28 protein-coding genes are annotated in these 25,502 nt (G+C 59.9%); 13 read left to right on the top strand and 15 right to left on the bottom strand.

Annotation, left to right across the window (positions count from 1 at the left end; all coding sequences use genetic code 11):
* Positions 1-120 precede the first annotated feature (120 nt).
* Positions 121-312 carry a hypothetical protein gene (locus tag ACSQ83_RS12925; RefSeq protein ID WP_436228395.1) on the top strand — a complete coding sequence of 64 codons (192 nt, stop codon included), beginning with the start codon at positions 121-123 and terminating at the stop codon, positions 310-312.
* A 15-nt stretch (positions 313-327) separates the two neighbouring features.
* Here ACSQ83_RS12925 and ACSQ83_RS12920 read toward each other — a convergent pair whose 3' ends face one another.
* The 3 genes from ACSQ83_RS12920 to ACSQ83_RS12910 all read right to left on the bottom strand — a co-directional run bounded on the left by ACSQ83_RS12920 (position 328) and on the right by ACSQ83_RS12910 (position 1,842).
* Positions 328-837 carry a DUF3318 domain-containing protein gene (locus ACSQ83_RS12920; RefSeq protein ID WP_436228394.1) on the bottom strand — a complete coding sequence of 170 codons (510 nt, stop codon included), beginning with the start codon at positions 835-837 and terminating at the stop codon, positions 328-330.
* An 87-nt stretch (positions 838-924) separates the two neighbouring features.
* Positions 925-1,305, bottom strand: coding sequence for a phage holin family protein (locus ACSQ83_RS12915; protein WP_436228393.1), 381 nt, complete (start codon positions 1,303-1,305; stop codon positions 925-927).
* Positions 1,306-1,539: 234 nt separating this feature from the next.
* Complete coding sequence (locus tag ACSQ83_RS12910) at positions 1,540-1,842, bottom strand: DUF883 family protein (protein WP_436228392.1); 303 nt, start codon at positions 1,840-1,842, stop codon at positions 1,540-1,542.
* A gap of 399 nt (positions 1,843-2,241) precedes the next feature.
* Here ACSQ83_RS12910 and ACSQ83_RS12905 point away from each other — a divergent pair, with 399 nt between their 5' ends.
* Positions 2,242-2,883 carry a peroxiredoxin gene (locus tag ACSQ83_RS12905; RefSeq protein ID WP_436228391.1) on the top strand — a complete coding sequence of 214 codons (642 nt, stop codon included), beginning with the start codon at positions 2,242-2,244 and terminating at the stop codon, positions 2,881-2,883.
* Between the two features lie 109 nt (positions 2,884-2,992).
* Here ACSQ83_RS12905 and ACSQ83_RS12900 read toward each other — a convergent pair whose 3' ends face one another.
* Positions 2,993-4,183 (bottom strand): acyl-CoA dehydrogenase, encoded by a 1,191-nt coding sequence (locus ACSQ83_RS12900; RefSeq protein ID WP_436228390.1) that lies wholly within the window; start codon positions 4,181-4,183, stop codon positions 2,993-2,995.
* 99 nt (positions 4,184-4,282) lie between these two features.
* Here ACSQ83_RS12900 and ACSQ83_RS12895 point away from each other — a divergent pair, with 99 nt between their 5' ends.
* Both ACSQ83_RS12895 and ACSQ83_RS12890 read left to right on the top strand, forming a co-directional pair.
* Positions 4,283-5,119 (top strand): IclR family transcriptional regulator, encoded by an 837-nt coding sequence (locus tag ACSQ83_RS12895; RefSeq protein WP_436228389.1) that lies wholly within the window; start codon positions 4,283-4,285, stop codon positions 5,117-5,119.
* A gap of 141 nt (positions 5,120-5,260) precedes the next feature.
* Entirely contained in the window at positions 5,261-5,767 is a 507-nt protein-coding gene (locus ACSQ83_RS12890; RefSeq protein WP_414949525.1) for an Lrp/AsnC family transcriptional regulator, read from the top strand.
* A 14-nt stretch (positions 5,768-5,781) separates the two neighbouring features.
* Here the strand turns inward: ACSQ83_RS12890 and ACSQ83_RS12885 are convergent, their stop codons facing one another.
* The gene (locus tag ACSQ83_RS12885) at positions 5,782-6,291 is read right to left on the bottom strand and encodes a flavin reductase family protein (RefSeq protein WP_436228388.1); all 510 of its coding nucleotides are present in this window, start codon (positions 6,289-6,291) and stop codon (positions 5,782-5,784) included.
* 254 nt (positions 6,292-6,545) lie between these two features.
* Between ACSQ83_RS12885 and msrA the strand changes: the two genes are divergently transcribed.
* Positions 6,546-7,106, top strand: a complete 561-nt coding sequence (gene msrA / locus ACSQ83_RS12880; protein ID WP_436228387.1) for a peptide-methionine (S)-S-oxide reductase MsrA — start codon at positions 6,546-6,548, stop codon at positions 7,104-7,106.
* A gap of 54 nt (positions 7,107-7,160) precedes the next feature.
* Here the strand turns inward: msrA and ACSQ83_RS12875 are convergent, their stop codons facing one another.
* From ACSQ83_RS12875 to pdxH, 3 genes are all read right to left on the bottom strand, one after another.
* The gene (locus tag ACSQ83_RS12875) at positions 7,161-8,243 is read right to left on the bottom strand and encodes a DUF72 domain-containing protein (protein ID WP_436228386.1); all 1,083 of its coding nucleotides are present in this window, start codon (positions 8,241-8,243) and stop codon (positions 7,161-7,163) included.
* Positions 8,244-8,305: 62 nt separating this feature from the next.
* Positions 8,306-9,520 carry a class I SAM-dependent methyltransferase gene (locus ACSQ83_RS12870; RefSeq protein ID WP_436228385.1) on the bottom strand — a complete coding sequence of 405 codons (1,215 nt, stop codon included), beginning with the start codon at positions 9,518-9,520 and terminating at the stop codon, positions 8,306-8,308.
* Between the two features lie 204 nt (positions 9,521-9,724).
* The gene (gene pdxH / locus ACSQ83_RS12865; RefSeq protein ID WP_436228384.1) at positions 9,725-10,381 is read right to left on the bottom strand and encodes a pyridoxamine 5'-phosphate oxidase; all 657 of its coding nucleotides are present in this window, start codon (positions 10,379-10,381) and stop codon (positions 9,725-9,727) included.
* Positions 10,382-10,722: 341 nt separating this feature from the next.
* On the opposite strand from pdxH, the gene ACSQ83_RS12860 reads away from it, so the two are divergent.
* Positions 10,723-11,583 (top strand): tRNA threonylcarbamoyladenosine dehydratase, encoded by an 861-nt coding sequence (locus ACSQ83_RS12860; protein ID WP_436228383.1) that lies wholly within the window; start codon positions 10,723-10,725, stop codon positions 11,581-11,583.
* Positions 11,584-11,718: 135 nt separating this feature from the next.
* On the opposite strand, the gene trxA is transcribed toward ACSQ83_RS12860, so the two are convergent.
* Complete coding sequence (gene trxA / locus ACSQ83_RS12855; RefSeq protein WP_414949517.1) at positions 11,719-12,567, bottom strand: thioredoxin; 849 nt, start codon at positions 12,565-12,567, stop codon at positions 11,719-11,721.
* A 150-nt stretch (positions 12,568-12,717) separates the two neighbouring features.
* Positions 12,718-13,614, bottom strand: a complete 897-nt coding sequence (locus ACSQ83_RS12850; protein ID WP_436228382.1) for a pirin family protein — start codon at positions 13,612-13,614, stop codon at positions 12,718-12,720.
* 179 nt (positions 13,615-13,793) lie between these two features.
* Here ACSQ83_RS12850 and ACSQ83_RS12845 point away from each other — a divergent pair, with 179 nt between their 5' ends.
* Together ACSQ83_RS12845 and ACSQ83_RS12840 are read left to right on the top strand one after the other, a co-directional pair.
* Positions 13,794-14,063, top strand: coding sequence for a hypothetical protein (locus tag ACSQ83_RS12845; RefSeq protein ID WP_436228381.1), 270 nt, complete (start codon positions 13,794-13,796; stop codon positions 14,061-14,063).
* A 257-nt stretch (positions 14,064-14,320) separates the two neighbouring features.
* Complete coding sequence (locus ACSQ83_RS12840; RefSeq protein ID WP_436228380.1) at positions 14,321-15,205, top strand: EamA family transporter; 885 nt, start codon at positions 14,321-14,323, stop codon at positions 15,203-15,205.
* Positions 15,206-15,287: 82 nt separating this feature from the next.
* Here ACSQ83_RS12840 and ACSQ83_RS12835 read toward each other — a convergent pair whose 3' ends face one another.
* Positions 15,288-16,853 carry an N-acetylmuramoyl-L-alanine amidase gene (locus ACSQ83_RS12835; protein WP_436228379.1) on the bottom strand — a complete coding sequence of 522 codons (1,566 nt, stop codon included), beginning with the start codon at positions 16,851-16,853 and terminating at the stop codon, positions 15,288-15,290.
* Positions 16,835-17,401 (bottom strand): tRNA (adenosine(37)-N6)-threonylcarbamoyltransferase complex ATPase subunit type 1 TsaE, encoded by a 567-nt coding sequence (tsaE, locus tag ACSQ83_RS12830; RefSeq protein ID WP_436228378.1) that lies wholly within the window; start codon positions 17,399-17,401, stop codon positions 16,835-16,837. The genes ACSQ83_RS12835 and tsaE overlap by 19 nt, the downstream gene beginning before the upstream one ends.
* Positions 17,402-17,418: 17 nt before the next feature.
* Between tsaE and queG the strand changes: the two genes are divergently transcribed.
* Together queG and xerD are read left to right on the top strand one after the other, a co-directional pair.
* Entirely contained in the window at positions 17,419-18,663 is a 1,245-nt protein-coding gene (queG, locus tag ACSQ83_RS12825; protein ID WP_436228377.1) for a tRNA epoxyqueuosine(34) reductase QueG, read from the top strand.
* Between the two features lie 47 nt (positions 18,664-18,710).
* The gene (gene xerD / locus ACSQ83_RS12820) at positions 18,711-19,634 is read left to right on the top strand and encodes a site-specific tyrosine recombinase XerD (protein WP_436228376.1); all 924 of its coding nucleotides are present in this window, start codon (positions 18,711-18,713) and stop codon (positions 19,632-19,634) included.
* A 21-nt stretch (positions 19,635-19,655) separates the two neighbouring features.
* Here the strand turns inward: xerD and ACSQ83_RS12815 are convergent, their stop codons facing one another.
* Together ACSQ83_RS12815 and ACSQ83_RS12810 are read right to left on the bottom strand one after the other, a co-directional pair.
* On the bottom strand, positions 19,656-21,191 hold the full coding sequence (locus tag ACSQ83_RS12815) for a class I adenylate-forming enzyme family protein (RefSeq protein ID WP_436228375.1): 1,536 nt from the start codon (positions 21,189-21,191) through the stop codon (positions 19,656-19,658).
* A gap of 1 nt (position 21,192) precedes the next feature.
* Positions 21,193-22,344, bottom strand: a complete 1,152-nt coding sequence (locus ACSQ83_RS12810) for an acyl-CoA dehydrogenase family protein (RefSeq protein WP_414949508.1) — start codon at positions 22,342-22,344, stop codon at positions 21,193-21,195.
* A gap of 125 nt (positions 22,345-22,469) precedes the next feature.
* Here ACSQ83_RS12810 and ACSQ83_RS12805 point away from each other — a divergent pair, with 125 nt between their 5' ends.
* Both ACSQ83_RS12805 and plsY read left to right on the top strand, forming a co-directional pair.
* Positions 22,470-22,961, top strand: a complete 492-nt coding sequence (locus ACSQ83_RS12805; protein WP_299699316.1) for an aminoacyl-tRNA deacylase — start codon at positions 22,470-22,472, stop codon at positions 22,959-22,961.
* A 78-nt stretch (positions 22,962-23,039) separates the two neighbouring features.
* Entirely contained in the window at positions 23,040-23,663 is a 624-nt protein-coding gene (gene plsY / locus ACSQ83_RS12800) for a glycerol-3-phosphate 1-O-acyltransferase PlsY (protein ID WP_436228374.1), read from the top strand.
* A 106-nt stretch (positions 23,664-23,769) separates the two neighbouring features.
* On the opposite strand, the gene ACSQ83_RS12795 is transcribed toward plsY, so the two are convergent.
* Complete coding sequence (locus tag ACSQ83_RS12795; protein WP_299699301.1) at positions 23,770-24,255, bottom strand: YajQ family cyclic di-GMP-binding protein; 486 nt, start codon at positions 24,253-24,255, stop codon at positions 23,770-23,772.
* A 135-nt stretch (positions 24,256-24,390) separates the two neighbouring features.
* Between ACSQ83_RS12795 and murB the strand changes: the two genes are divergently transcribed.
* Entirely contained in the window at positions 24,391-25,410 is a 1,020-nt protein-coding gene (gene murB, locus ACSQ83_RS12790) for a UDP-N-acetylmuramate dehydrogenase (protein WP_436228373.1), read from the top strand.
* Positions 25,411-25,502: the final 92 nt, after the last annotated feature.

Here is a 25,502-nt window from a genome sequence, read left to right as displayed (position 1 = left end):
ACTGGACGCGGTGAGCACGTTGTATCGCGCCGCTCAATACGTGGAGAGTGCGCGAACGGGTTCGGGCAATGACGTTGCTGCCAAGCTGCCGCTTGGCTTGGAACCAGGCGCCGGCGTGGGGTGCCGCCAATTTACGTGTTGCGGATGCGCGGCGAGACAGAGCAGAACGGCGGGTATTCGATTGAAGCGCAGCCGATCGACGCAAACGACGTGTGCGGAATCTATTCGCTGGATGCGACGGGTGTCAGGTCAAATCGGTCGGCGGAAAAACTCACGCCGCCCAAAGTGGCGGCGTTCTGGAGTGGAAAATGAACTAGGCCTAGCGCTTCAAGCGTCCGGATCGACAACAACGTCGGGCGCCACTGGCTTGTCCGGATTCGACTTGATCTGCTGCCACACGCGATACGCCTCCCACCCCACCAGGCCCAACCCGCCCCACTTGAGTATCGGCTTCGCGCTCGCGAGCAGCCGGGAGCGCACAGGTTTGGTGAGCACCAGCGAAGCGAGCGAACTCACAACAGGGTATTGCTTAAGCAACAGGCCGAGGCCTCCGCCTCCGCCGCCGCTGAACAGGCCGCTGACCCCACCCAAGCGGCTCATAAAGCCGTTGCCACTCGATGCCCGGCCGCGTTTGCGGCGCCCCGGCATCAGCAAACTCAGGACGCTGAAATGAGAGAACTTGTAACGTAAATCGGCGCTGGCTTGCGCAAGTTCCATGCGCTCGACGTCCGCCCGCGCGATCAGCAATTCCTTACGCAAGGCGCGCATGTGAGGCGTACTCAGCTTGTGCGCGGTCGCTCGCTTCTGGGCTTTGAAGGTGTCGTCGTAGTGACTCATGGCGTGGCGGGCTCTAGGAAAGTCGTCGATGAATATTGTTTTCTCATACTGCGCGGGCGTCGCCATGAGGTGAGCCCTTAGCGCATGTCAATTGAAGGTGTCGCGGTCCTTCTTGAACTCGGCGATCGTACTGTCGAAGACGTTCGGGGCATTGAGCAGGCCGGCGCGCGCCCGAATGGCGCAAAACACGGCAACCAGCGCGTACGCAATCGTGATCCCCGCTAGCGACTGCCACCGGTAGGTGTCCCAGAACGCGATGGCGACCAGCACCGTGAGCGTGATGAGCGCCATCATGGTGAGCATCATGGCGGCAAGACCGAGGAACAGTACGCCGATCAGCCGCTCCTTTTCTTCCGCGAGCTCGATGCCGATCAGCTCCAGGCGAGTTTCGAATATGGCGAACACGGAAGTGACAATGCGGCGCAACGGCCCTTGCGTATCGTGCTGAGATTGCCTTTCTGTCGTCATGGCTTGAGCGCGAGGAGCGCGTTATTTTTGGCGCGAAGGTTCCGGCCGGGTCGCATAGCAGCGCCGGCCGGTCTGATAAGCTGGACGCCGGTCAGCAAGGCCCCGACGGTCCCAGGCGATTACGATTTTTACCGGCGAAGTCAGCCATGCGAAGTTAGCCCTGATGGCAGCAAATGCAGCAAATAGCGAACCGCACCAGGCCCATGGCTAACCTGACCTCTGGAATTGTGAAAGTTAGCGGCGATTGATCAGCAAACCAACGACCACGCCTAATCCTGCAGCAATCCCGATTGATGCCCACGGGCGTTCGTGAACGAAGTCGTCGGTGGCACGAGCAGCTTTCTTGCCTTTTTCGATCACCACGACCTGCGCGTCGGCAGCCTTTTCCTTCGCTTGTTTCAAGCGGGTCAGAGCGGTCTCGCGCAACTCGGATGCACGCTCGCCTGTGGCGCTTGCGGCCTGTTTCAACAGGTCTTCGGCGTCTGCGAGAACGGTTTTAATATCCGACATGAATCGCTCCTTATTGGTTTGTGACATTGATGGCTCCAAACAGGTGAGGCAACGCCAATCGTACCAAAGAAGCGGGTGCTAATTAGCGTCCATCCGGCCCCTGAAACAAGTCATGCAGGATTTGTTCCTGCTGTCACAAAATGCATCATAAGGATTTTCAAAAGGGCATTGCGTCACCGCTTACACGCCAGCCATTGCGTGAACGGGGCGTGTAATGTCGCATCGATCAGTGAATGCTGCAGCCAGGGACATTCTGGCCGAGGCCGAAAAATTACAAAAATGCATGACGATGTGACGGAATGTTCGTTCGTTGTGCAGGTCTACTCCCGTATGCTTTAATTTTGCCGGGCTCCCTGCAATCAACCTGCACCAGACCTGCACGGCGCGACGACTAACGCGGTGCATTACTTCGAGGAGAGACACATCATGAGCTTGCGTCTAGGCGACACGGCGCCCGATTTCGAACAGGATTCAAGCGTTGGCCGAATCAAGTTTCACGAGTGGCTGGGTGATAGCTGGGGCGTGCTGTTTTCACATCCGGCCGATTTCACGCCGGTCTGCACCACGGAACTGGGCCTGACCGCGAAGCTGGCGGGCGAGTTCGAGAAACGCAATGTGAAGGCGATTGCGTTGTCAGTCGATACCGTGGAGTCGCATAAGGAGTGGATCAAGGACATCAACGAGACGCAGGCGGCGAATGTCGGCTTTCCGATCCTGGCCGACGGTGACCGCAAAGTGTCGGAGCTCTACGACATGATTCACCCGAACGCGAATGCCACGCTGACAGTGCGCTCGCTTTTTGTCATCGATCCGAAAAAGAAGGTTCGCCTGACCATTACATATCCGGCGAGCACCGGCCGGAACTTCGATGAAGTCCTGCGCGTGATCGATTCCCTGCAGCTGACCGATAGCCATTCGGTCGCAACGCCGGGTAACTGGAAGCAGGGCGACGACGTGATCATCGTTCCGTCGCTACAAGATCCGGAGGAAATCAAGCGCAAGTTCCCGAAGGGTTTCAAGGCTGTGCGCCCGTATTTGCGCCTGACGCCGCAGCCGGACAAAAAGTAAGCGCCAGCTGGAAAACGTAAAGACGCAAAAAAGCCAGCGCATGAAACACGTTGGCTTTTTTGCTTTTCGGCCGCCTTGAGAAACCTTCAAGACCCCGATAGGAACGAATTCAGAAAAACGCCTGAATCCCTGTCTGAGCACGCCCCAGGATCAGCGCGTGGATATCGTGCGTGCCTTCGTACGTGTTCACCACTTCAAGATTCACCAGGTGACGCGCCACGCCGAATTCGTCTGAAATTCCATTGCCACCGAGCATGTCACGCGCCAGTCGCGCGATATCCAGCGCCTTGCCGCACGAATTGCGTTTCATGATCGACGTGATTTCGACCGCCGCCGTGCCTTCGTCCTTCATGCGGCCCAGACGCAGCACGCCTTGAAGCCCGAGGGTGATTTCTGTCTGCATGTCGGCGAGTTTCTTTTGAATCAACTGATTCGCGGCAAGCGGACGGCCAAACTGCTTGCGATCGAGCGTGTATTCACGAGCCATGTGCCAGCACGCTTCGGCCGCGCCCAGCGCACCCCACGCGATTCCATAGCGCGCCGAATTCAGGCAGGTGAACGGTCCTTTGAGCCCGCTCACGTTCGGCATCAGGTTTTCTTCCGGCACGAAGACTTCGTCCATCACGATCTCGCCGGTAATCGATGCCCGCAAGCCGACCTTGCCGTGAATGGCCGGCGCGCTCAAGCCCTTCCAGCCTTTCTCCAGGATGAAACCGCGAATCAGGTCGCGGCCATCCTCTTCCAGCTTCGCCCACACGACGAACACATCGGCAATAGGCGAATTCGAGATCCACATCTTCTGGCCGGAGATCGAAAAACCGCCGTCCACCTTTTTAGCGCGCGTTGTCATGCTGGCCGGATCGGAGCCGGCGTTCGGCTCGGTGAGCCCGAAGCAGCCGATCCATTCACCGGTCGCCAGCTTCGGCAGGTACTTTTGCTTCTGCGCTTCAGTGCCGAATGCGTTGATCGGCACCATGACGAGTGACGATTGCACCGACATCATCGACCGGTAACCCGAATCCACGCGTTCAACTTCGCGCGCGATCAGCCCATAGCTGACGTAGTTGAGACCCGGACCGCCGTACTGTTCGGGAATGGTCGGGCCAAGCAGGCCAAGTTCGCCCATCTCACGGAAGATCGCCACGTCCGTGTGTTCGTTGCGGAACGCGTCGAGCACGCGCGGCTGCAGCTTGTCCTGCGCATAGGCGTGCGCCGCGTCGCGGATCATGCGTTCTTCGTCGTTGAGTTGCTGGTTGAGCAGCAACGGATCTTCCCAACTGAAGCGGGCGTCATCGGCCATGTTCTTTCTCCTGTTTCCTCTATTCCCGATTTTCGGACTTGACTCTAGTTCCGCTAGGCGGAACAATGTTTTGCAAATTAGAACTGAGTCTAGCATCCAATGCCGATCACTTCCATCCGGAATTCCGAGTCGCCGACGTCTTCCGAATCGTCCGCGGAGTCTGCCAATTCATCAGAAGGAATCGATGAACGCAAGTTTGTCGTCGCGCTCGCTCGCGGCCTGGAAATGCTGCGAGCGTTCCGTCCGGGCGAGACCTTGCTGGGCAACCGCGATTTCGTCGATAGAACCGGCCTGCCCAAAGCCACCGTCAACCGGCTTGCATACACGTTGACCACGCTGGGTTATCTGCGTTTCGACGAACCGGCCGGCAAATACGCGCTCGACACGGGCGTGCTGTCGCTGGGCTTCGCGTTGCTGGCCGGCGCCGATGCGCTGGAACTGGCGCGTCCGCACATGCGGGTTCTGGCGCGGGAAATTGGAGCGGCGGTGTCGCTAGGATGCCGCGATGGGCTCGACATGATCTATCTGGAGACCATCCGCAGCGAGACGGCGCTGACACTGGGTCTGACTCCCGGTTCACGGCTGTCGATGCTGACCAGCTCAATGGGGCGCGCGTATCTGGCGGTGCAGGAACCGGATCAGCGGGCGGCTTTGCTCAAAGAACTCGGCGCGGCAGCGGTGAAAAACGGCGAAGACGGCGCGCGGCTGGTGAAGGCGGCGAAAGAGGCGATCGACGATTACGCCCGCGATGGCTGTTGTTATTCGTTTCGCGACTGGCATGCCGATGTGAACGCGATCGCCGCGCCTTTACGCGATATTCGCAACGGGCGATGGCTGGTTCTGAGCAGCAGCGGGCCGGCATCGTCGATGGATGAAGCCTATTTCCGCAATATTGTTGCGCCCAAGCTACGGACGTTAGCGGCGCGACTGGCGTGAAGGACGCCTGATTGAGCCCGAATAAAGCCGCTTAATAGTGAAATCGGGTCGAAATTGTTCAAAAAGTGATTTAGAAATAACATCCCAAAAACATGGCTCTTAGAACATAATTCGATGAAACAGCCGCAGGGAGACTAAAAAATGACCGGGTTCTCACTGGACGCAACGGATTGCCGTATTTTGTCGGTGCTGCAAGAAGATGGACGTATCAGCAACCTCGATCTGGCTGAGCGTATTTCGCTTTCGCCGTCGGCATGTCTGCGGCGCATGCGGCTGCTCGAGGAAGAAGGGGTAATCGCGAGCTATCGCGCCTGTCTGGACCGGGAACGGCTCGGCGTGGAACTGGAGGCGTTCGTCCACGTTTCCATGCGTAACGACCAGGAAAACTGGCACGAGAAATTCGCCGCCGCGGTGCGGGAATGGCCGGAAGTGGTAGGCGCGTTTGTTGTAACCGGCGACACGCATTACGTGCTTCGGGTGCTTGCACACAATCTCAAGCACTACTCGGACTTCATCCTGAGCAAGCTGTACAAGGCACCGGGTGTGATCGATATCCGTTCGAACATCGTGCTTCAGACCATGAAGGACGAAGCGGGCGTGCCGGTCGCCCTGATCGACAGAACGGGCAGCGTGTCCGGTTCCGCCTAGGCTGACTGCGCCGGTTACAACGATCCAAGTGTATGAAACTGCCCCGCCTGAAACACGAGCGGGGCAATCTCCGCTGCATTCTCATGCACGCCGCATCGCTCGACCTGGCCCACGAAGATCACGTGATCGCCTTCCTGATAACGGCTGCGATTGTGGCATTCGAACCAGGCGAGCGCGCCATCGAGTACCGGCATGCCGGTGTCGCCCGCGGCGTGTGACACGCCGGCAAAACGGTCGCCCTTGACCGTCGCAAAGCGTTTGCAAAGATCGACTTGGGTCGCGGCCAGAACGTTGACCACGTAGTGACTATTGGCCTGGAAGACTGGCATCGATGCGGATTTGGTCGCGAGGCTCCACAGCACCAGTGGCGGATCGAGCGAGACAGAATTGAACGAGCTGGCGGTAATGCCGATCAACTGGCCGGACTCGGTGCGCGTGGTGATCACGGTGACGCCGGTGGCAAACTGGCTGAGAGCGTCGCGGAAAGCGGCGGCGTCGAAATTCGGTGGATTGGCGCGTTTCATCGGGATAGGTTCAGGTTCGACGGTATCGGCGGAATCCAGGCGGCAAACAATAGCTGAACAATAAGCCGGATGAAGTTTTCGAAGTCATCGGAGGATTGCGATTGTTACGATTCTATCGGAATCGACTCGTTCGCCTCTGTGCTAAAGGCCGTACAGCCAACGCGGACAACCGAAAACCAGTAAGCTGGCAGGGTTGATTCACAGGCTTCCGCACGCATTTGAAAGCTCTCGCGGGACACGAACCAGGAGCCAGCATGACGCAACATGACGAGCAGGCAAAGCGCGAAACCGCCACCATTGGCGGCGGATGTTTTTGGTGTACCGAAGCGGTTTTTTTAGGCGTGAAAGGCGTGCTGTCGGTGGAATCGGGTTATGCCGGCGGCCAGGTGAAAGACCCAACGTATGAGCAAGTCTGCGACGGGACGACCGGCCACGCCGAAGTCATCAAGGTCGAATTCGATCCGGCGGTGATTGGGTATCGCAACGTGCTGGAGATTTTCTTTGCGACTCACGATCCAACGCAACTCAACCGGCAAGGTAATGACGTTGGCACGCAGTATCGGTCGTCCATCTTCACGCACTCCGACGAACAGCGGAAGATCGCGCTGGACGTGATCGACGAATTGCAGAAGGAAGGCGTTTTCGATGGCAAGATCGTCACCGAAGTCACGCCGTTGAACGGCAATTATTTTCCGGCCGAGGACTATCACCAGAACTACTTCGAGCAGCACCCGAATCAGGGATATTGCGCGTTCGTGGTCGCGCCGAAGGTGGCGAAGTTCAGACAGAAGTTCGCGCATCGGCTGAAACGCTGAGCGTTTGGTGCCACGTAGAGTCAAAGCGGGCTTCGCGAAATCGAAGCCCGTTTTTTATTCTCGCGGGAGCGGCATTCCAGCCGCCAGGTACATCGCGATCTTGAAGCAAGTCAGCGGCGCCGAACCCTCCGCCTTGTTGTTCACCGCGATCACCACCGGCTGTCCGGCGAGCGCGTAGCGCAGCGCGAGTTCGGCGAGTGCTTCGTGCGTGTCCGGATCTTCATCGACGAGTTTATCGAACGGCTCGTACTTCGCTTTCGCCTGCTCGTATTTGAATCCGCCGTGCAAACTCCAGCGCACGATCAGCGGCCCGAGCCCACCTTCGTCCAGCAGCGCGAGCGCTTTTGCCTGACGCCGTGGATCGGGCATGCGTGCATGAATGCCGACGCAATATCGGACCCTTGCATCGCGCAGCACGCGGATAAACCGCGGCGTCAGCATGATGGCGTCGCGCAATTCAACCGCATAGCAACTTTCACCCGGCAACGCCGGCAACGCGTTGAGGAACGCGGACAAGCGCTCGAGGAATGCGGTTGGATCGACGATCAGCGCATCCGGCAACGGCGGAATCTGGAACACGAGCGCGCCGGCTTTTTCACCCAGACCGGCGATGCACGGCTGCACGAATTCATCGATGGCAATTTGCGCGTTCAGGAACGCGGGGTTGTCGCCGGCGGGGGCGCCTTTGTCGCCACGGACGGTGGCATCGGTGACGGAAGCGGGCGCCTTGACGATGAAGCGGAAGTGCGCCGGCACCTGGTTCGCATAGCGCGCGTAGTCGGCTACCGACAGCGGCCCATAGAACGAGCGGTCTATCGATACACATCGCAGCAACGGATGCGCGCCGAGCGCGTTGAGGCCATCGCGAGACAGTTTCTGGGACGAGTATTCGTCGCCATAGACGATGTCACGCCAGCCGGGAAACGACCACGTCGATGGGCCGATATGAACGGTGTCCGGAAGACGTTGAGCTAACGCGTGATGTTCAGGCGCGGCGGCAGCGGGCAAAACTCCGGCGCGTGATTTCGGTTTGGTGGGAGATGGGGCAGCAGAAGCAGGTTTGCTTGCGCACGTTTCCGGCTCTTCCACCGCGCCGAATAAATCGACCTGCGGCGCGGATTGCAGGTGCGGTTCCAAACCCGCATCCGGTTCGTCGTCGGATGCGGGTTCTTGAGGAGCGGCAGGATCAGGCGTTGAACTCAGAGCGGTTTATCGTAGATATAACGGCGCGACCACGGCAGCGTTTTCGCGCTGCGCCCGGCCTTGCGGCACACGATCTGATAAATCGACACGTCGTCGTTCTCGAACGCGTACGCGCAACCCGCAAGATACACGCGCCAGATGCGGAATTTTTCATCGTCGACGAGCGCCTTCGCCTGCTCCGCCTTCGCCTCGAAATTCTCCGCCCAGATGTCGAGCGTGCGCGCGTAGTGGCGGCGCAGGCTTTCCACGTCGACGGCTTCCAGGCCGCCTTCCTGCAGCGCTTCGAGCGCAAGCCCGATGTGCGGCAGCTCGCCGTCCGGGAATACGTAGCGGTCGATGAACTCGCCGCCGCCAAGCGCTGTTTCGCCGCTATCGAAGTCAGTCGACGTGATGCCGTGGTTCATCGCAATGCCGTCGTCGACCAGCAGATCGCGCACCTTGGCAAAGTAGCCGGGCAGGTTCTTGCGGCCGACGTGCTCGAACATGCCGACGCTGGTGATCCGGTCGAACTGGCCTTGCACGTCGCGATAATCCTGCAGGCGGATCTCGATCTGGCCTTCCAGCCCGGCGTCTTTCACGCGCTTCGTGGCGAGGTCGAACTGGTTCTGCGAGAGCGTGACGCCCACGCATTTCGCCCCGAATTTCTGGGCGGCGCGCAAGACAAGCGCTCCCCAGCCACAGCCGATGTCCAAGAGACGCTGGCCTGGCTGCAACTGGATCTTCGTGAGGATGTGGTCGATCTTCTTGATCTGTGCGGTCGCGAGGTCTTCATCGCCATTCTCGAAATACGCGCACGAGTAGACCATGTTCTTGTCGAGCCACAGCTCGTAGAACTCGTTCGATACATCGTAGTGGTACTGAATGGCCTTCTTGTCCGACGCCTTCGTATGATTGAAGTAGCGCCGCACGCGCGCCAGCTTGCTCGCGCTCGTGACCGTGTTCTTGGCCAAGCCGTAGCCAATGTTGATGATGTCCGACAGCTTGCCTTCGATGTCGATCTTGCCCTTCACATAGGCTTCACCGAGATTGTCGAGACTCGGTTCGAGCAGATAGGGCAGGGCGGTCGCGCTCTTCACATGTAGTGTGACTTGCGGCGCCGCGAAACTTCCGAAGTCATGTTGCTGTCCATCCCACAGAACCAAGCGGGCGGGCAGGTTCGCCCGGTCCCGAATTTCCTGTACCCACTGCGTCAGCTTTTTCTCCCAAAACATGCTCGTTCTCCGCGCTCAGATGAAAATGAAGCTAAACCGGGTCGATTGCACTGCACGTTTTCCACATTGCTCGCGATGCCTTTCTGTCTTGCCTTTCTCTCTCACCCTCACCGCCCGCACACGCCGCAACGAGACGCGGATGAATGCGGGTTCAGTCAATACGGGTCCACGAGGAACCCGGTGAAAGTCGAAGTCTTGCTAAGGCTAAGGCGATAGGCGGACGATTTGCCATTGCTGGCCGTTCGCCCCAAGCGTGTGTGCAGCACGTTTATAGACGACACGGTCATGCAACCGTGACGGACGGCCCTGCCAGAATTCGATGGTGTCGGGGACGAGCCGGTAGCCGCCCCAATGTGGCGGACGCGGCGGGTTGTCACCGTATTTCGCAATCAATTCGCGCTCGCGGGTTTCAAGCACCGCGCGGCTTTCGATCACTTCACTTTGCTCCGACGCCCACGCGCCTATTCGCGATCCAAGCGGGCGCGACGCGAAATACGCATCGCTATCTTCCGGACTTGTCTTGACGACGGAGCCCTCGATACGCACTTGACGTTCGAGTTCAATCCAGTAAAACAGCAGGCTCGCGGCGGGGTTGCTCGCGAGTTCATGACCCTTGCGGCTGAGGTAATTCGTGAAGAAAACGAAACCCCGGTCGTCTACGCCCTTGATCAGTACGATGCGTGCCGATGGGCGGCCATGCTCGTCGACAGTCGCGAGCGTCATGGTATTGGGTTCGGGTAATTGTGCGTCGAGCGCCTGCGCGAACCACGCTTCGAATTGTCGAATCGGGTTGGGATCCACGTCGGATGTTTCCAGCGATCCGACGGAATAATTCTTTCGAAGATCAGCGAGGGTCGTCATTTTTTATGCAAACGCTTCAATCGCATTAGTATAGCCAAGCTCGTCAAATTCTGCGCTTTACTGCCAACGTCCCTTTGATCTTGAATGATTTAGATCATGTTTCCCGGGCGACAGAATTTGACTCAACTCGGCAATTATTTTCATTTTGCTTTCAAAAATTGGCCGGTGGTTTCTTACGCCCAATCTTCGATAAGGCAGAATACGCAATTCGGCGGATTCTTGCTGATATCCGGTTCTATCGTTGTGATAGCGCGTCAGCGCGAACCGGCGCCGTTTGCCGATTTCCCGATGCTTCCTTGCCTTGTTTTTGCTTGTTCTGCTACCCTGCCGGCTACCTGATCATGACCGCTTTTCCTGCCTCCGCCGACACTTTAAATCTTACCTCCACCGCGCCGGAGTTTGAAGCCGCCGACCGCGCCCGGCGCTTTGGCGGCGTGGCGCGCTTGTATGGCCCGGCCGGGCTCGCGGCGTTCGAACGCGCGCATGTTGCGGTGATCGGGATTGGCGGCGTGGGCTCCTGGACGGTCGAAGCGCTCGCGCGCAATGCGATCGGGCGTTTGACTCTGATCGATCTCGACAACGTGGCTGAAAGCAATACGAACCGCCAGGTCCACGCGCTGGATGGCAACTACGGCAAGGCCAAGGTCAGCGCGATGGCCGAGCGTATCCACCTGATCGATCCGGCGTGCCGCGTGGAGCAGGTTGAGGATTTTATCGAGCCCGCGAATTTTGATTCGGTGCTCGGCGGCGGTTTCGATTTCGTCATCGATGCAATCGACAGCGTGCGTACGAAAACCGCGCTAATTGCGTGGTGCGTCGAGCATGGGCAACCATTGATCACTGTTGGCGGAGCGGGTGGGCAGCTCGATCCGACGCGGATTCGTATCGACGATCTGGCGCTCACGATTCAGGACCCGCTGCTCTCGAAAGTGCGCGGCCAACTGCGCAAATCGCACGGCTTTCCGCGTGGTCCAAAAGCGAAGTTCAAGGTGAACGCGGTCTATTCCGACGAGCCGCTGATCTACCCGGAAGTACCCGTTCCCGATGCCGGCGAAGCGGCCGGATCGGACGATGCGCTACCTGCCGTCGCGGGACCGGTTGGATTGAATTGCGCGGGGTTTGGATCGAGTGTCTGCGTGACGGCGAGTTTCGGATTCGCCGCCGCGGCCTATGTATTAAGAAAGATCGCGGGCCGGGCTTGAATGTCGCTTCAGTTAAAAAAATGGCCGCTTTCAAGCCGCCATTTTTTACGGTGCCCTGCTCGTCTATATCAAATTAAACTATTTGAAAGGTTTCTGGCTTCAGACGCTTAATGCGTTAATTCGCATCGGTTTCCGTTAATTAATCGCCGCGCTCAATTTACGCCGCCATTGCGAAACCACTTCCGGCTGATGCGCCGCCAGGCCGAATACCGACAGCATGGTTTTGCGGCCCACGTCGTCCATGAACTTGCGGTCGCGTGTCACGATCGCGAACAATTGCTCCAGCGCGCCGTTGTAGTCGCGGCCGGCAATCAGCCGGTTGGCCAGCGCGAAACGGGCCTCCAGATCGTCCGGATTGGCGTTTACAGCGTCGATCAGGGCGTCGGCGGGCGGCAGACTCTCCGCAGCATCGGCGGCGTCCAGTTCGGTCTTTAGCGCGTTGTAACGAGCGTCGATTCCTTGCGTGGTTTTCGGCGACAGCAGCTTCTCTTCATCGCGTGCTTCGTCTGTGCGGCTCGCGGCAAGCAGCCACTCGATCAAGTCCAGCCGCGCGTCGTCATACCCGGGGTCCAGCGCCAGCGTTGCCTTGATATGGTCGATAGCGAGATCGGCGTCGCCGGCCTCGTACGCCGCATGGGCGGCACGCCGCTCGGCTTCCGCACCGTCCGGAACCAGCTTGTCGATGAACTCGCGCAACTGGCCTTCCGGCAGCACGCCGATGAACTGGTCAACGGCATGGCCGTCCGCGAACGCGACCACGTGCGGAATGCTGCGCACCTGGAAGTGCTGCGCCAGTTCCGGATTTTCGTCCACGTTGACCTTCACCAGCTTCCACTTGCCCGCGCCTTCTGCTTCCAGCCGTTCGAGCATTGGGCCGAGCGTCTTGCATGGACCGCACCACGGCGCCCAGAAATCGACGAGCACCGGTGCAAGCGTGGACGCGGCGATTACGTCCTGTTCGAACGTGGCGAGTGTTGTATCCATGGTGTTCCTCCAAAAAACGCTTAAACGATGAACAATTCGAGATGAACGATTATCTTGGGGCAAGCCGGCCAAGTTCAACCGGGTGCGTGCCTGATTCAGTTGAAGGCTTGGGGTGCGGATTCTAGGCCTCACCAGTCCCAAGCTTCACGTCTATTCAGGCGGATTGGCTTGGCGGCGCGGCGGCGGCAACGGGATGAATTCGGTTTCACCGGGGACCTGGCCCATCCGCTGTTCGCTCCACGCCAGTTTTGCTGCCTCGATTTTCTCCCTCGAACTCGAGACGAAATTCCACTCGATGAAGCGCGGGCCGTCCAGCGGCGCGCCGCCCAGTAGCATTGCGATGGCGCCTTCCGTACTGCGCAGATCGGCGGACATCCCCGGCTTCAAAACGGCCATCTGTCCGGCGGGGAGCACGTCTGCGTCAATGGAGAGATCGCCTTCCAGCAGATACACCCCGCGCTCCTCATGCTCCGTGTCGAGTGTCACGGCGCTGTTCGCCGAAAATCGCGCCGCGACATAGAGGGTGGGAGAGAACGTGGTGGTCGGCGCCGTTTCGCCGAAGGCGCTGCCGGCAATCACCCGCAAGATCACGCCATTACTTTCGATCTGAGGGAGCGTCGCGGCCGGATGGTGCTCGAATGACGGCGCGCACTCCTCTTCCGCGACGGGCAACGCAACCCACGTCTGGATGCCATGCATGGTCTGCCCGGCGGCGCGTTCCTCGTCGGGCGTGCGCTCGGAATGCACGATGCCACCGCCGGCCGTCATCCAGTTCACGTCGCCGGGCGAGATCTTCTGGACCGAGCCGACGCTGTCGCGATGCATGATCGCCCCCTCGAAGAGATACGTGACCGTCGCGAGGCCTATGTGCGGGTGGGGGCGCACGTCCAGCCCGACGCCGGGCACGAGCGTTGCAGGGCCGATATGGTCGAAGAATATGAATGGTCCGATAGTACGGGCAGCCGGTGCAGGCAGTACCCGACGCACCATGAGGTTACCGACGTCGTGCTGATGCGGCTTGAGGAACGCTTGGATTGTGGAAGACATAAGGACGTCCGGGTTGCGTGCTCGGAACTGCAATTCTACTGGGCACCGTGTGGAAGTACGCAAGCGGTATCCGCGCGATAGGCCATTCGGCAGGGCGTTCAAGCGTGCAACTTTCGACGGACCATTTCGATACACCTTTGCGATGGACCTTTTCACCTAGCCTAAACAGGAGTTTCACCATGACGAAGAACACGCTTTTGATCGCCATAGCCGCCGGACTGTTCGCCACCACCGCCGCCTACGCCCAAACGTCGAACGGCGATTCGTCGACCGCGCCGGCAATGCAAGGCGCTGATTCATCCGACGCCGCTTCCGCGCCGATGAAAAAGCACAAGATGCGCAAGCATGCGAACCCGCAGTCGTCGGTCGGGCAATCGGCCAACCCGAGCAAAACACCCGCAGTGGAAACGGGCGCCAGTGCCGCGACGGAAAACGGTCAAAGCAAGTAGTTTGGGACGCCCGGGGCATTTCGTTTCAAGAGGTAACGTTTCAGATAGAAAGCGCTTGTGCCCTGACCGGCGCAAGCGCTTTTTTCGTTGGTCCGTCACGAGAGATGGCCTTATCCGAATGGTCTATGACGTGAGTTTGTGCAGCGCATTTGCAAAATCGTCCGCTACAGTGTCGAATTGCGTTCGATCTTGACTCGGGGCTTCGGGACTCCGGTCTGATCCTGAACACAGCTTCGAAAAAACTCACGGAGACGGCGATGTCGCCCAAGGATTTGTTGTCCGCGCTGATTGTCATTCTCGCCTGGGGCGTGAACTTCGTCGTGATCAAGGTGGGCTTGCACGGCGTTCCACCCATGCTGCTTGGCGCCTTGCGCTTCGCCTTGGTCGCATTCCCGGCCGTGTTCTTCGTCAAGCGCCCAGCCATCCCGTTTCGCTGGCTGTTTGCTTATGGCGCGACGATCTCGTTCGGGCAATTCGTGCTGCTTTTCTACGCAATGTCCGTTGGCATGCCGGCCGGGCTTGCGTCGCTGGTGTTGCAGGCGCAGGCGTTTTTCACGCTGATCTTCGCGGCCATGATCCTCGGTGAGCGCTTTCGCGCGCCGAACGTCGTGGGCTTGCTGATCGCTGCGTGCGGGCTGGCTGTGATCGGCGCTCAGGCGGGCCACGCCATGACCGTTGCCGGCTTCCTGCTCACGCTCGCGGCGGCGTCCATGTGGGGCATGGGCAATGTCATCACGAAGCGCATGGGCAAGGTCGACCTGTTGTCGCTCGTGGTGTGGGCAAGCCTGGTGCCGCCGCTGCCGTTCCTCGTGCTTTCGCTGATGGTTGAGGGGCCCGCGCGCATTTCGGCCAGCTTGTCGGGCATTTCGCTCACGTCGGTCATGGCGATCGTCTATCTCGCATTCATCGCGACGATGCTTGGCTACACCTTGTGGGGAAAGCTGCTGGCGCGTTATCCGGCAAGTCAGGTCGCGCCGTTTTCGTTGCTCGTGCCCATTATCGGGCTGGCATCAGCGGCATTGCTGCTCGATGAAGGACTCAGCCCGATGCAATTCGTGGGGGCGGTGCTGGTGATGGTCGGACTGGTCGTGAATGTGTTCGGCGGGTGGTTGAGGCAGCGGCTTGTATCGGCGGCGCGTTAGGCCGAAAGCCGGTGGGTAAAGACCGGGCGATTGGTTCGCTCGGCCTTTACCTGTTTGTAGGCCCGCGAGCGAACCTGGCTCTTTACGTCATCCGGCTCTTTGCGAGCGGCGGATTGGCCGCGAAATAACGTTTGATGCCCTTCATGATTGCGTTAGCCATCTTGTCACGATAAGCATCGTCGTTCAGGCGCTGCTCCTCTTCGGGGTTACTGATAAACGCGGTTTCCACCAGGATCGACGGAATATCCGGCGCTTTCAACACCGCAAAACCAGCTTGTTCCACCGAGCCCTTGTGCAGCTTGTTGATATCGCCAATCTCGTTGAGCACGAAATTGCCGTAGCGCATGGAGTCGCGAATCTGAGCGGTCGTCGACATGTCGAACAACGCCCGGTTGACGCTCGCGTCTTGCGTCGTCACATTGATGCCGCCAATGGAGTCCGAGGAGTTTTCCTTGTTCGCCATCCAGCGCGCGGCCGCACTCGAAGCGCCGTGATCGGAAAGCGCGAACACCGATGAACCGCGCGCCGAGGGCGTGGTGAATGCATCGGCGTGAATGGAGACGAAAAGGTCCGCGCCCACGCGTCGCGCCTTCTGCACACGCACGTTGAGCGGCACGAAGAAGTCGGCGTCGCGCGTCATCATGGCGCGCATGTTCGGCTGCGCATCGATCTTCGCCCGCAGCTTCTTCGCGACATCAAGGGCAATGTGCTTCTCGTACGTTCCGGCGCTGCCGATCGCACCCGGATCTTCGCCGCCGTGTCCCGGGTCAATGGCAACAGTGAGCAGGCGCGTTGTCCCGGACTTGCCGCCCTTCGGATTGGAGAAGCCGTAGTCGTCGCTGGTGTTGCTGTCGGACGAGTTGTCCTGGTTCGCCAAGGCTGTAGGCGGTGCAGCTTTGACCGTGGGCCGGGGCTTCGGAGCCGCTGCAATCGGCGGAACGGGTATCGATGGAGAAGACGGAGATGAAGGCAATGGCACGCGCGGCTGATCGGCTTGCGCGTATTTCTGAAAAAATTCGTCCGTGTTGTCCGGCGCGTTCGTTTTCGGCGGCGTGGCGGGGCCGCTCAGCGTGGCGGGCGGCGGTGTTGGATTGGGATTGGTTTGATCGAAGGTTTGTTGCTTATGCTCGGACTGGGCGAGCAAATCCATCAACGGGTCGGGAGCCACGGCCGGATACAAATCGAAGACCAGCCGATATTTGTAGCTGCCAATCGGCGTCAACGTGAATACTTGCGGTTTCACGGACCCCTTCAGGTCGAACACCATCCGAACCACATGAGGCTGATATTGGCCGATGCGTACCGACTGAATCTGCGGATCGTTCGGCGTGATCTTCGAGACGAGATCCTTCAGTTCCTGATCGAGGTCGAGCCCATTCAGGTCGACCACCAGCCGGTCCGGACCCTGCAGCAGTTGCTGAGTGTTTTGCAGCGGCTGATCGGACTCGATCGTGACCCGCGTGTAATCGCGGGCAGGCCACACGCGCACGCCCAGCACCGAACTTGCATAAGCGAGCTTCGGTCCGAGCAGCGCGAGCGCGATAGTCGAAGCACCCGCGCGCAGCACTTGGCGCCGCCGCCAGTTGTGCGAGGCCGTGGCGGTCGATTCGATCGAATGAAACGGCTTGATCAACAGCTTTCGAGACATGACTTTCCTGTTTTGCTAAACGCGCGCGCTGTCAGCACGCGGCCTTCGCCTTCCTGTTCCAGCGTGAATTCGAGATCCGGCACACCTAGCAGACCGCCCGCGCGTTGCGGCCATTCGACCAGGCAGATTGCGCCTGCATCGAAGTATTCGCGAAAGCCGGCATCGGCCCATTCGGCTGGATCGGCAAAGCGATAAAGATCGAAGTGATAAAGCTCGAGCGGACCCGTTTCCGTAGCAAGCGAGTAGGGTTCGACAAGCGTGTAAGTGGGACTGCGCACGCGGCCCGCATGCCCGAGTGCGCGCAACGTTGCGCGCACCAGCGTGGTTTTGCCCGCGCCCAGGTCGCCGATCAACTGGACCTGCAAACCGGGAAAACGTTCGTTCGGAGTGGTCGAATTTTGTGAATCGGTCAGTCCGCGGGCCTGCAGGATCGCCTGCGCGAAGCGGCCACCGAAGGCGAGCGTCGCGTCTTCGTCGGGCAGGTCGAAGCGGCGTTCGAGCAGCGCGGCGGGAGGGTTTGCAAACGATCGAGTGAGGCTGTCGGGCATTCTCGTAAAATGTCGTGATGAACCGTTTGCCGGAACACCCTGTGGAACGCGAGAGCGCGTCAGACGACGCCGTCGCGGACACGCGCCACTTCAGATTTGACGACGAAGCCGCGCTGGCTAAACTCGCGCTACGCATCAAGGCGTGGGGGCGCGAGCTGGGGTTCGCTGCAGTCGGCGTCAGCGACGCCGACTTGACGGAAGCCGAAGAAGGCCTGACTGCATGGCTCGAAGCAGGCTATCACGGCGAGATGGATTATATGGCCAAACATGGGATGAAACGCGCAAGGCCGGCCGAGCTTGTGGCCGGCACGCGACGTGTTATTACAGTTCGAATGGCCTATCTGCCGGCATCGACGCTCGACGGCAAGGCGCGCGAAAGTGCCGCGACAGCCGACGGTCAGGCATTGGACTGGCGCGCGGCGGAATGGGCTCGAATCGACGATCCAGCGGCGGCGGTTGTGTCGGTCTACGCTCGCGGCCGTGATTATCACAAGGTCATGCGTAACCGCTTGCAGCAGTTGGCCGAGCGCATAGAAGCCGAGATTGGTGCCTACGGGTATCGCGTATTCACGGATTCCGCGCCCGTTCTCGAGGTCGAGCTGGCGCAAAAGGCGGGCAACGGCTGGCGTGGAAAACACACGTTGTTACTGGACAGCGATGCCGGGTCGCTGTTTTTTATCGGCGAGATTCTGGTGGATATTCCTCTGCCGCCCGATGCTTTGACCCATCCCGATCAAGCGCCGGAACACGATGGCGCGCATTGCGGAAGCTGTACACGGTGCATCGATGTATGCCCGACCGGGGCGATCGTCGCGCCGTATCGCGTGGACGCGCGCCGTTGCATTTCGTATCTGACCATCGAGTTGAAAGGCAGCATTCCCGAAGACATGCGGCCGCTGATCGGCAATCGGGTTTATGGTTGCGACGATTGCCAGCTCGTATGTCCGTGGAACAAATTCGCGCAGGCGGCGCCGGTCGCGGATTTCGATGTACGCCACGGGCTCGATCGCGCGTCGCTCGTGATGCTGTTTGGCTGGAGCGCCCGTGATTTCGATGAACGCATGCAGGGCAGCGCGATTCGCCGTATCGGACACGAGCAATGGTTGCGTAATATTGCGGTGGCGATGGGCAACGCGTTGCGCTCGCCAGCGTTGGGCGCCGATGAGCGCTTGGCAATACGCGATGCCTTGAATGCTCGCGCCGCGGATGAATCAGGTCTGGTCCGGGAACACGTCGAATGGGCGCTGCGCCAGGAAGCATGAATTCACACATGACCTCACGATTGACTTCACGCCCACAGGAAAAATCAATGGAAGTGACCGAGGCAGAACGCGCGCCGGAACTCGTGTCGAGCAGTGCATCGATCGATCTTTTTTGCGACGCGCTCTGGCTGGAACATGGTCTCGCCAAGAACTCGCTCGAAGCGTACCGGCGCGATTTGCGCTTGTTCTCCGAGTGGTTATCGAAGACGCGCGGCGGCAGTGTGGACACTGCCACCGAAGCCGACATGAACGGCTATCTCGCCGCTCGCCGCGCGGATAAAGCGACGTCCGCGAACCGGCGGTTGTCAGTGTTTCGACGCTACTACGCGTGGGCGTTGCGAGAGCATCGCGCGCTCGGCGATCCTACGCTCAAGCTGCGTTCGGCCAAACAGGCCCCGCGCTTTCCCAAGACCTTGAACGAAGCCCAGGTCGAAGCGTTGCTGAACGCGCCCGATGTGGAAACCGCGCTCGGCCTGCGCGACCGGACCATGCTCGAGCTGATGTACGCGAGCGGCTTGCGTGTGACCGAACTCGTGACGCTGAAGACAGTGGAAGTGGGCCTGAATGAAGGCGTGGTGCGCGTGATGGGCAAGGGCTCGAAGGAGCGCCTGATCCCGTTCGGGGCGGTTGCGCATGACTGGATCGAGCGATATTTGCGCGAGTCGCGGCCGGCGTTGCTTGGTGCACGCGCCGCCGATGCGCTGTTCGTCACCACGCGCGGCGAAGGCATGACGCGTCAGCAGTTCTGGAACATCATCAAGCGCCACGCGTTCACAGCCAATGTGCGCGCGCCGCTCTCACCTCACACCTTGCGGCACGCGTTTGCCACGCATTTGCTGAATCACGGGGCCGATTTACGCGTGGTGCAAATGCTCCTCGGTCACACCGATATTTCCACCACGCAGATCTACACCCACGTCGCACGCGAGCGGCTGAAAACGCTGCATCACGATCACCATCCGCGCGGTTAAACGGTCGGAAAGGTCATCAGCTTAAAGCTGATCCCTGAGCTTATGTTTCAGCACCTTTCCCGTCGATGCCGCCGGCAGCGCGGCCAGCACGCGGATCTCGGCGGGACGCTTGTAAGGCGCAAGACGTTCCGCACACCACTGGACGATATCGTCGGGTAGCGCATGCACCGACGGCCGCAGTTCGACGAACGCAATCACTTCCTCGTTGCCCTCGACCGCCCGCCCGATCACGGCGGATTGCAGCACATCGGGATGTAAATTCAGCACGTTCTCGACTTCAGCCGGATAGACGTTAAAGCCCGAACGGATGATCAACTCCTTGCTGCGCCCGACGATATACAGCGCGCCATCCGGGGCCAGACGCGCGAGATCGCCCGTCCGCAGCCAGCCATCTTGCGTGACCGTTGCCCGCGTCTGCGCTTCATTTCGGTAGTACCCGAGCATCACGTTTGGCCCGCGTACCCATAGTTCACCGACTTCACCTACCGCCACATCCTCGCCATCCAGCGCGACGAATCGCAATTCGATACCGGGAATGGGATCGCCTGCCGAACAGTCGTCGCGCGGCGCATCGAGCATGGTCTGCGATATGGTCGGACTGCTTTCCGTCATGCCATAGCCGTTGTGCAGCGGCACTTTGTACAAGCCTTCTACGCGCGCCTTCAGCGCGGCATCGAGCGCAGATCCGCCGGAATACGCGAAGCGCAGCGCGGGCGCGCCCCACGGCGTGCCGCTGGTCTGCACGTGTTCGACGAGCTTCGCGTGCATGGCCGGCACGCCCTGGAAGATCGAAACGTTCTCTTCGGCCAATGCCCGTCGTACGGCGTCCGGGGCGAAACGCGGCGCGAGCCGAAGGGTGGCGCCCGCGTAAAGACTGCCGAGACACACCGACGCGAGCCCGTAGATATGCGTAATCGGCAGCACGGCGTACACCACGTCCTGAGGCGTCACGCGCCGCAACGTGCTCGACATGGCCGCAATAAACAACACGTTCCTATGTGAAAGCATCACGCCTTTCGGCGCGCCGGTCGTGCCCGTGGTGTAGATCAGCGCGGCACATTGACGGGCGGGATCGGCTTGAACAGGCTCGGACGATACGTTTTCATCGACGATAAAACGCCACGCGCCCACGTTCGCCGCGGCCGGCGCTCCAGCAGCGTTGAAGCGGTCCGCATGATTCGCGGCATCCTTCGAGGCATCGACGGTGAACGCGACCACGCGCGGCTTCGCGTGGTCGCGGATTGCGTCGACTTCACTTGCCGAAAGCCGGGCGTTCGTGAGCAAACACCACGCGTCGAGCTTTGCCACGGCGAACATCAGCACGACTTGCGCCACGCAATTCTCGCTCACGATCATCACGCGATCGCCGCCTTGCACGCCGGCTTGCGCGAGCTGGCGGACGGTGTTGTCGATGGCCTCAACGAGCTCCGCCGCGTTCAGCCGCCGCTCGTCTTCGATCAACACGACGTGCTGCGGATCGCGGGCGGCAAGGCGCGCGGGGATATCGGAAATACGCGTCGGCAACACAGCGAGCAAGGCGGCAACATCTACGTCCATATCAAATCTCCGTGCCGCGCATGAGTCCGCGCGCGATGATCACTTGTTGAATCTGCGACGTGCCTTCGTAAAGCCTGAACAGCCGCACGTCGCGATAAAAACGCTCGATGCCGTATTCCGAGATATACCCCGCTCCGCCATGCACTTGCACTGCGCGATCGGCCACGCGGCCACACATCTCGGTAGCGAAATATTTGGCGCACGACGCTTCTATGGACACGTCGCGGCCCTCGTCGCGGCGGCGCGCGGCATCGAGCACCATGCATTCGGCCGCGTAGATCTCCGTCTTGCTATCGGCCAGCATGGCTTGCACGAGCTGGAATTCCGCTATCGGCTGGCCGAACTGCTTGCGTTGCATGGCGTAGGCGAGGGCGTCGCGCAGCATTCGCTTGGCCGCGCCTATCGCGATCGCTGCAATGTGCAAACGCCCTTTATCGAGTACTTTCATGGCCGTCTTGAACCCGACGCCTTCCACGCCGCCAATCAGTTGCGCGGCCGGAATGCGGCAATCCTCGAAGATCACGTCGCAGGTGTGCGCGCCGCGCTGGCCCATTTTCTTGTCGGGTTTGCCAAGCGATAATCCCGGCGATTCCCGCTCGACAATGAACGCGGAAATGCCGCTTGCGCCTTTAGCGTCGCTTGTGCGCGCCATCACGGTAAAGATGCCGGCTTCCGGCGCGTTCGTGATGAAACGTTTCGTGCCGTTCAGCACGTAGTGGCCGCCGTCTTTGCGCGCTGTGGTTTTCAGCGACGCCGCGTCTGAACCCGCGTCCGGCTCGGTCAGGCAGAACGAGCCGATCAGATCGCCCGCAGCGAGCTTTGGCAAATAGCGCTGCTTCTGCTGCTCGCTGCCGTCGAGCAGAATGCCGATCGATCCGATGCCGTTATTCGTCCCGATCACAGACCTGAATGCCGGCGATGTCTGGCCGAGTTCGAACGCCACGCGCACTTCCTCTTCCATCGTCAGGCCGAGTCCGCCGTAGGCCTCCGGAATGGTCAGCCCGAACAAGCCGATCTCGCGCATGGCGGCGAGCACATCGGCGGGAATCTGGTCGGTTTCGTCGACTTCCGCTTCGCGCGGCACGAGCGTTTCGCGTACGAAACGGTGGATGGCGTCTTCAAGGAGCGTCTGGGTTTCTGAATCGCGAATCACGTTGAATCTCCCTGGTAGCTTACGCCGGATGAGCAATTCCGAACGATCGTGCCACATGAAATCGGCTTGCACAATTGGCCTTTTGGCCGATGGTGGCCATGCCTTCGCGCCGCTACAATGCCGTCATGTCCAAGGTAAAACACATTTCCGAAACCCCCGCAACGCAGTTTTTGCGTCGGCACAAGGTCGCGTTCGGTGAGCATCCTTATGAGTATGTCGAGCATGGTGGCACGGAAGAATCGGCGCGGCAGTTGGGTGTGGATGAACATTGCGTGGTCAAGACGCTCGTGATGGAGGACGAGCATGCGAAGCCGCTGATCGTGCTCATGCACGGCGACAAAACGGTCTCGACCAAGAATCTCGCGCGGCAGATTGGCGCGAAGCGCGTTGAGCCGTGCAAGCCGGAAGTGGCCAATCGCCATTCTGGTTTCCTGATTGGCGGCACGTCGCCATTTGGCACGAAGAAGGCGATGCCGGTGTACGTGGAATCGAGCATCCTGGACCTGGGTACGATCTATCTGAACGGCGGACGACGCGGATATCTGGTGAGCATCGCGCCCCCGGTCCTGACCGACCTGCTGAAGGCGACACCCGTGAATTGCGCGAGCGTCGATTAAAATGCGCGTCGTGAAGTTTTGCTCACGTCCCATTCGTCCCATTCACGCTTGGCGTTCCCCGAAGATAAGAAGAAATCAATGAACAATGTGATTGTCGCTGTGCTGGCTTACCTGATCGGCTCGATCTCGTTCGCGGTGGTTGTCAGTTCGGCCATGGGTCTTGCCGACCCGCGTTCTTACGGTTCGGGCAACCCCGGCGCGACGAATGTGCTGCGCACGGGCAACAAGCTCGCGGCCATCCTGACGCTGATTGGCGATGCGTTCAAAGGCTGGCTGCCCGTGTGGGTTGTCGTGCATTTCGGCGCGCGGTTCGGGCTTGATTCCACGGCTGTCGCGCTTGCAGCAATTGCCGTATTTCTCGGGCATTTGTTCCCGATATTCTTTAAATTCCAGGGCGGCAAAGGCGTGGCGACGGCGGCGGGCGTGCTGCTCGCCATCAACCCGGTGTTGGGGCTGGCCACTTTGCTGACGTGGGTGATCATCGCTGTTTTCTTCCGATATTCATCGCTGGCCGCGTTGGTGTCGGCGGTGTTCGCGCCTTTCTTCGATGTCTTTCTTTTCGGCCCCAGCCGTATCTCGCTGGCCGTTGCCGCGATGAGCGCGCTGTTGATCTGGCGGCATCGCGCGAATATCAAGAAGCTGCTGGATGGGAAGGAAAGCCGGATCGGAGAGAAGAAGCGGGCGGCGGAGGCGGTTGAATAGGAGGCTGCAAAACTGCGCCACGAAAGCAAGAAAGCCGCCCCGAGGGCGGCTTTCTTGCTTTCTTTCTTGCTCACGACAACGCTGAATCAACGCAATCCGCTCACGCTCAATCGCGGAAATTATTGAAATCCAGCGGCGTATCCGTCACGTCCTTCTTCAGCAACGCAATAGCGCTTTGCAGGTCGTCGCGCTTCGTACCGTTGATGCGCACCGCGTCGCCCTGAATGCTGGCCTGGACCTTGATCTTGCTGTCCTTGATCATCTTGACGATTTTCTTCGCCAGATCACCGCTGACACCCTTCTTGACCTCGACGACCTGCTTCAGCTTGTCGCCGCCGATTTTCTCGATCTTGCCGTAATCGAGAAAACGCACGTCCACATTGCGTTTTGCGAGTTTCGACAACACCACGTCCTTGACCTGGCCGAGCTTGAAATCGTCGTCGGCAAAAAGCGTCAGATCACGATCCTTTTGCTCGACGCGCGCGTCCGAACCCTTGAAGTCGAAGCGCGTGGCAATTTCCTTGTTCGATTGTTCGATGGCGTTTTTCACCTCGATCATGTTTGCTTCGCTGACGACGTCAAACGATGGCATCTGCATTCCCCTTCGTTGAGGCGAGGCGTGGCGTAAGGCTCGCACGCACTCGCTATAATCACGGACCAACGTCATTCTACCGATGACGTCCCGGTTTGCCCAAGGGCGCCGCCCGATCCGACCCAACGCTGCTCAATGTCCGAGTTCAAAATGCTCTCCGATTACCCGCTGCTCGCGCATAACACGTTCGGTTTCGACGTCCGCGCCAAGCATGCCGTTCGGCTAACGGAAGAAGCGCAAATTCCGGCGCTTGCTCGCGATGCCCGGCTCAGCGGCCTGCCGCAACTGGTGCTTGGCGGTGGCAGCAACATCGTGCTGACGCGCAACTTCGATGGGGTCGCGTTGCTGGTGGAATTGCGCGGCCGCCGCGTGATTGGCGAATATCATGACGCTGTCTTGGTGGAAGCCGGCGCGGGTGAAAACTGGCATGAATTCGTTGCGTGGACCTTGTCGCAAGGCTTGCCCGGCCTCGAAAATCTCGCGCTGATCCCCGGCACGGTGGGCGCGGCGCCGATCCAGAATATAGGCGCCTACGGGCTCGAAATGGGCGAGCGTTTCGAGAGTCTGCAGGCGATTGAAATATCGACGGGAGAAACACGGGAATTCGATCGCGATGCGTGCGCGTTTGGCTACCGCGACAGTTTTTTCAAGCGAGAAGGCCGCGGGCGCTTTGTAATCGTATCGGTGACCTTTCGTCTGCCGAAAGCGTGGACGCCACGCGCAGATTATGCGGATATCGCGCGTGCGCTTGAGACAAGCGGCGCGAACAATCCCCAGGCTATCTTCGATGCTGTCGTCGCGGTGCGTCAGGCAAAGTTACCTGACTGGCGTGTGCTCGGGAACGCCGGGAGTTTCTTCAAGAACCCGGTAGTGAGCGCCGCGGCCTTCGACGCGCTGAAGGCGCTTGAACCCGATCTCGTGTCTTACAAGCAACACGATGGCCAGTTCAAGCTGGCGGCAGGCTGGCTGATCGACCAATGTGGCTGGAAAGGCCGCGCAATCGGTGCGGCCGCTGTGCACGACCGGCAGGCGCTGGTTCTGGTGAATCGAGGCGGCGCGTCGGGCGCGCAAATCCTGGAGCTTGCCGACGCCATTAAACGCGACGTACACGCGCGTTTCGCGGTCGAGCTTGAAGCGGAGCCGGTGTGTGTGTGAGCTAACGCGGCTTAACGCCGTTAACATGGTTATCGCGGCGTCACACGCAGCAACAAAAAACCCGCCGAAGGCGGGTTTTTCATTTCTACCAT

The sequence above is a fragment of the Caballeronia sp. LjRoot29 genome (genome assembly GCF_964252755.1).
Taxonomy (GTDB): domain Bacteria; phylum Pseudomonadota; class Gammaproteobacteria; order Burkholderiales; family Burkholderiaceae; genus Caballeronia.
Note: the sequence above shows the minus strand (reverse complement) of the source record. Positions and strands in the feature narration are given on the sequence as shown.

What these genes read in the sequence shown, in the direction of transcription:
- queG (WP_436228377.1), top strand. Translation starts at nt 17,419, where the DNA reads ATGAACCGTTTGCCGGAACACCCTGTGGAACGCGAGAGCGCGTCAGAC.
- ACSQ83_RS12910 (WP_436228392.1), bottom strand. Translation starts at nt 1,842, where the DNA reads ATGTCACAAACCAATAAGGAGCGATTCATGTCGGATATTAAAACCGTT.
- murB (WP_436228373.1), top strand. Translation starts at nt 24,391, where the DNA reads ATGTCCGAGTTCAAAATGCTCTCCGATTACCCGCTGCTCGCGCATAAC.
- ACSQ83_RS12905 (WP_436228391.1), top strand. Translation starts at nt 2,242, where the DNA reads ATGAGCTTGCGTCTAGGCGACACGGCGCCCGATTTCGAACAGGATTCA.
- ACSQ83_RS12890 (WP_414949525.1), top strand. Translation starts at nt 5,261, where the DNA reads ATGACCGGGTTCTCACTGGACGCAACGGATTGCCGTATTTTGTCGGTG.
- ACSQ83_RS12850 (WP_436228382.1), bottom strand. Translation starts at nt 13,614, where the DNA reads ATGTCTTCCACAATCCAAGCGTTCCTCAAGCCGCATCAGCACGACGTC.
- ACSQ83_RS12860 (WP_436228383.1), top strand. Translation starts at nt 10,723, where the DNA reads ATGACCGCTTTTCCTGCCTCCGCCGACACTTTAAATCTTACCTCCACC.
- ACSQ83_RS12805 (WP_299699316.1), top strand. Translation starts at nt 22,470, where the DNA reads ATGTCCAAGGTAAAACACATTTCCGAAACCCCCGCAACGCAGTTTTTG.
- ACSQ83_RS12845 (WP_436228381.1), top strand. Translation starts at nt 13,794, where the DNA reads ATGACGAAGAACACGCTTTTGATCGCCATAGCCGCCGGACTGTTCGCC.
- ACSQ83_RS12815 (WP_436228375.1), bottom strand. Translation starts at nt 21,191, where the DNA reads ATGGACGTAGATGTTGCCGCCTTGCTCGCTGTGTTGCCGACGCGTATT.
- ACSQ83_RS12885 (WP_436228388.1), bottom strand. Translation starts at nt 6,291, where the DNA reads ATGAAACGCGCCAATCCACCGAATTTCGACGCCGCCGCTTTCCGCGAC.
- xerD (WP_436228376.1), top strand. Translation starts at nt 18,711, where the DNA reads ATGGAAGTGACCGAGGCAGAACGCGCGCCGGAACTCGTGTCGAGCAGT.
- ACSQ83_RS12915 (WP_436228393.1), bottom strand. Translation starts at nt 1,305, where the DNA reads ATGACGACAGAAAGGCAATCTCAGCACGATACGCAAGGGCCGTTGCGC.
- ACSQ83_RS12840 (WP_436228380.1), top strand. Translation starts at nt 14,321, where the DNA reads ATGTCGCCCAAGGATTTGTTGTCCGCGCTGATTGTCATTCTCGCCTGG.
- ACSQ83_RS12920 (WP_436228394.1), bottom strand. Translation starts at nt 837, where the DNA reads ATGAGTCACTACGACGACACCTTCAAAGCCCAGAAGCGAGCGACCGCG.
- plsY (WP_436228374.1), top strand. Translation starts at nt 23,040, where the DNA reads ATGAACAATGTGATTGTCGCTGTGCTGGCTTACCTGATCGGCTCGATC.
- ACSQ83_RS12835 (WP_436228379.1), bottom strand. Translation starts at nt 16,853, where the DNA reads ATGTCTCGAAAGCTGTTGATCAAGCCGTTTCATTCGATCGAATCGACC.
- pdxH (WP_436228384.1), bottom strand. Translation starts at nt 10,381, where the DNA reads ATGACGACCCTCGCTGATCTTCGAAAGAATTATTCCGTCGGATCGCTG.
- trxA (WP_414949517.1), bottom strand. Translation starts at nt 12,567, where the DNA reads ATGGATACAACACTCGCCACGTTCGAACAGGACGTAATCGCCGCGTCC.
- ACSQ83_RS12795 (WP_299699301.1), bottom strand. Translation starts at nt 24,255, where the DNA reads ATGCCATCGTTTGACGTCGTCAGCGAAGCAAACATGATCGAGGTGAAA.
- ACSQ83_RS12870 (WP_436228385.1), bottom strand. Translation starts at nt 9,520, where the DNA reads ATGTTTTGGGAGAAAAAGCTGACGCAGTGGGTACAGGAAATTCGGGAC.
- ACSQ83_RS12895 (WP_436228389.1), top strand. Translation starts at nt 4,283, where the DNA reads ATGCCGATCACTTCCATCCGGAATTCCGAGTCGCCGACGTCTTCCGAA.
- msrA (WP_436228387.1), top strand. Translation starts at nt 6,546, where the DNA reads ATGACGCAACATGACGAGCAGGCAAAGCGCGAAACCGCCACCATTGGC.
- ACSQ83_RS12900 (WP_436228390.1), bottom strand. Translation starts at nt 4,183, where the DNA reads ATGGCCGATGACGCCCGCTTCAGTTGGGAAGATCCGTTGCTGCTCAAC.
- tsaE (WP_436228378.1), bottom strand. Translation starts at nt 17,401, where the DNA reads ATGCCCGACAGCCTCACTCGATCGTTTGCAAACCCTCCCGCCGCGCTG.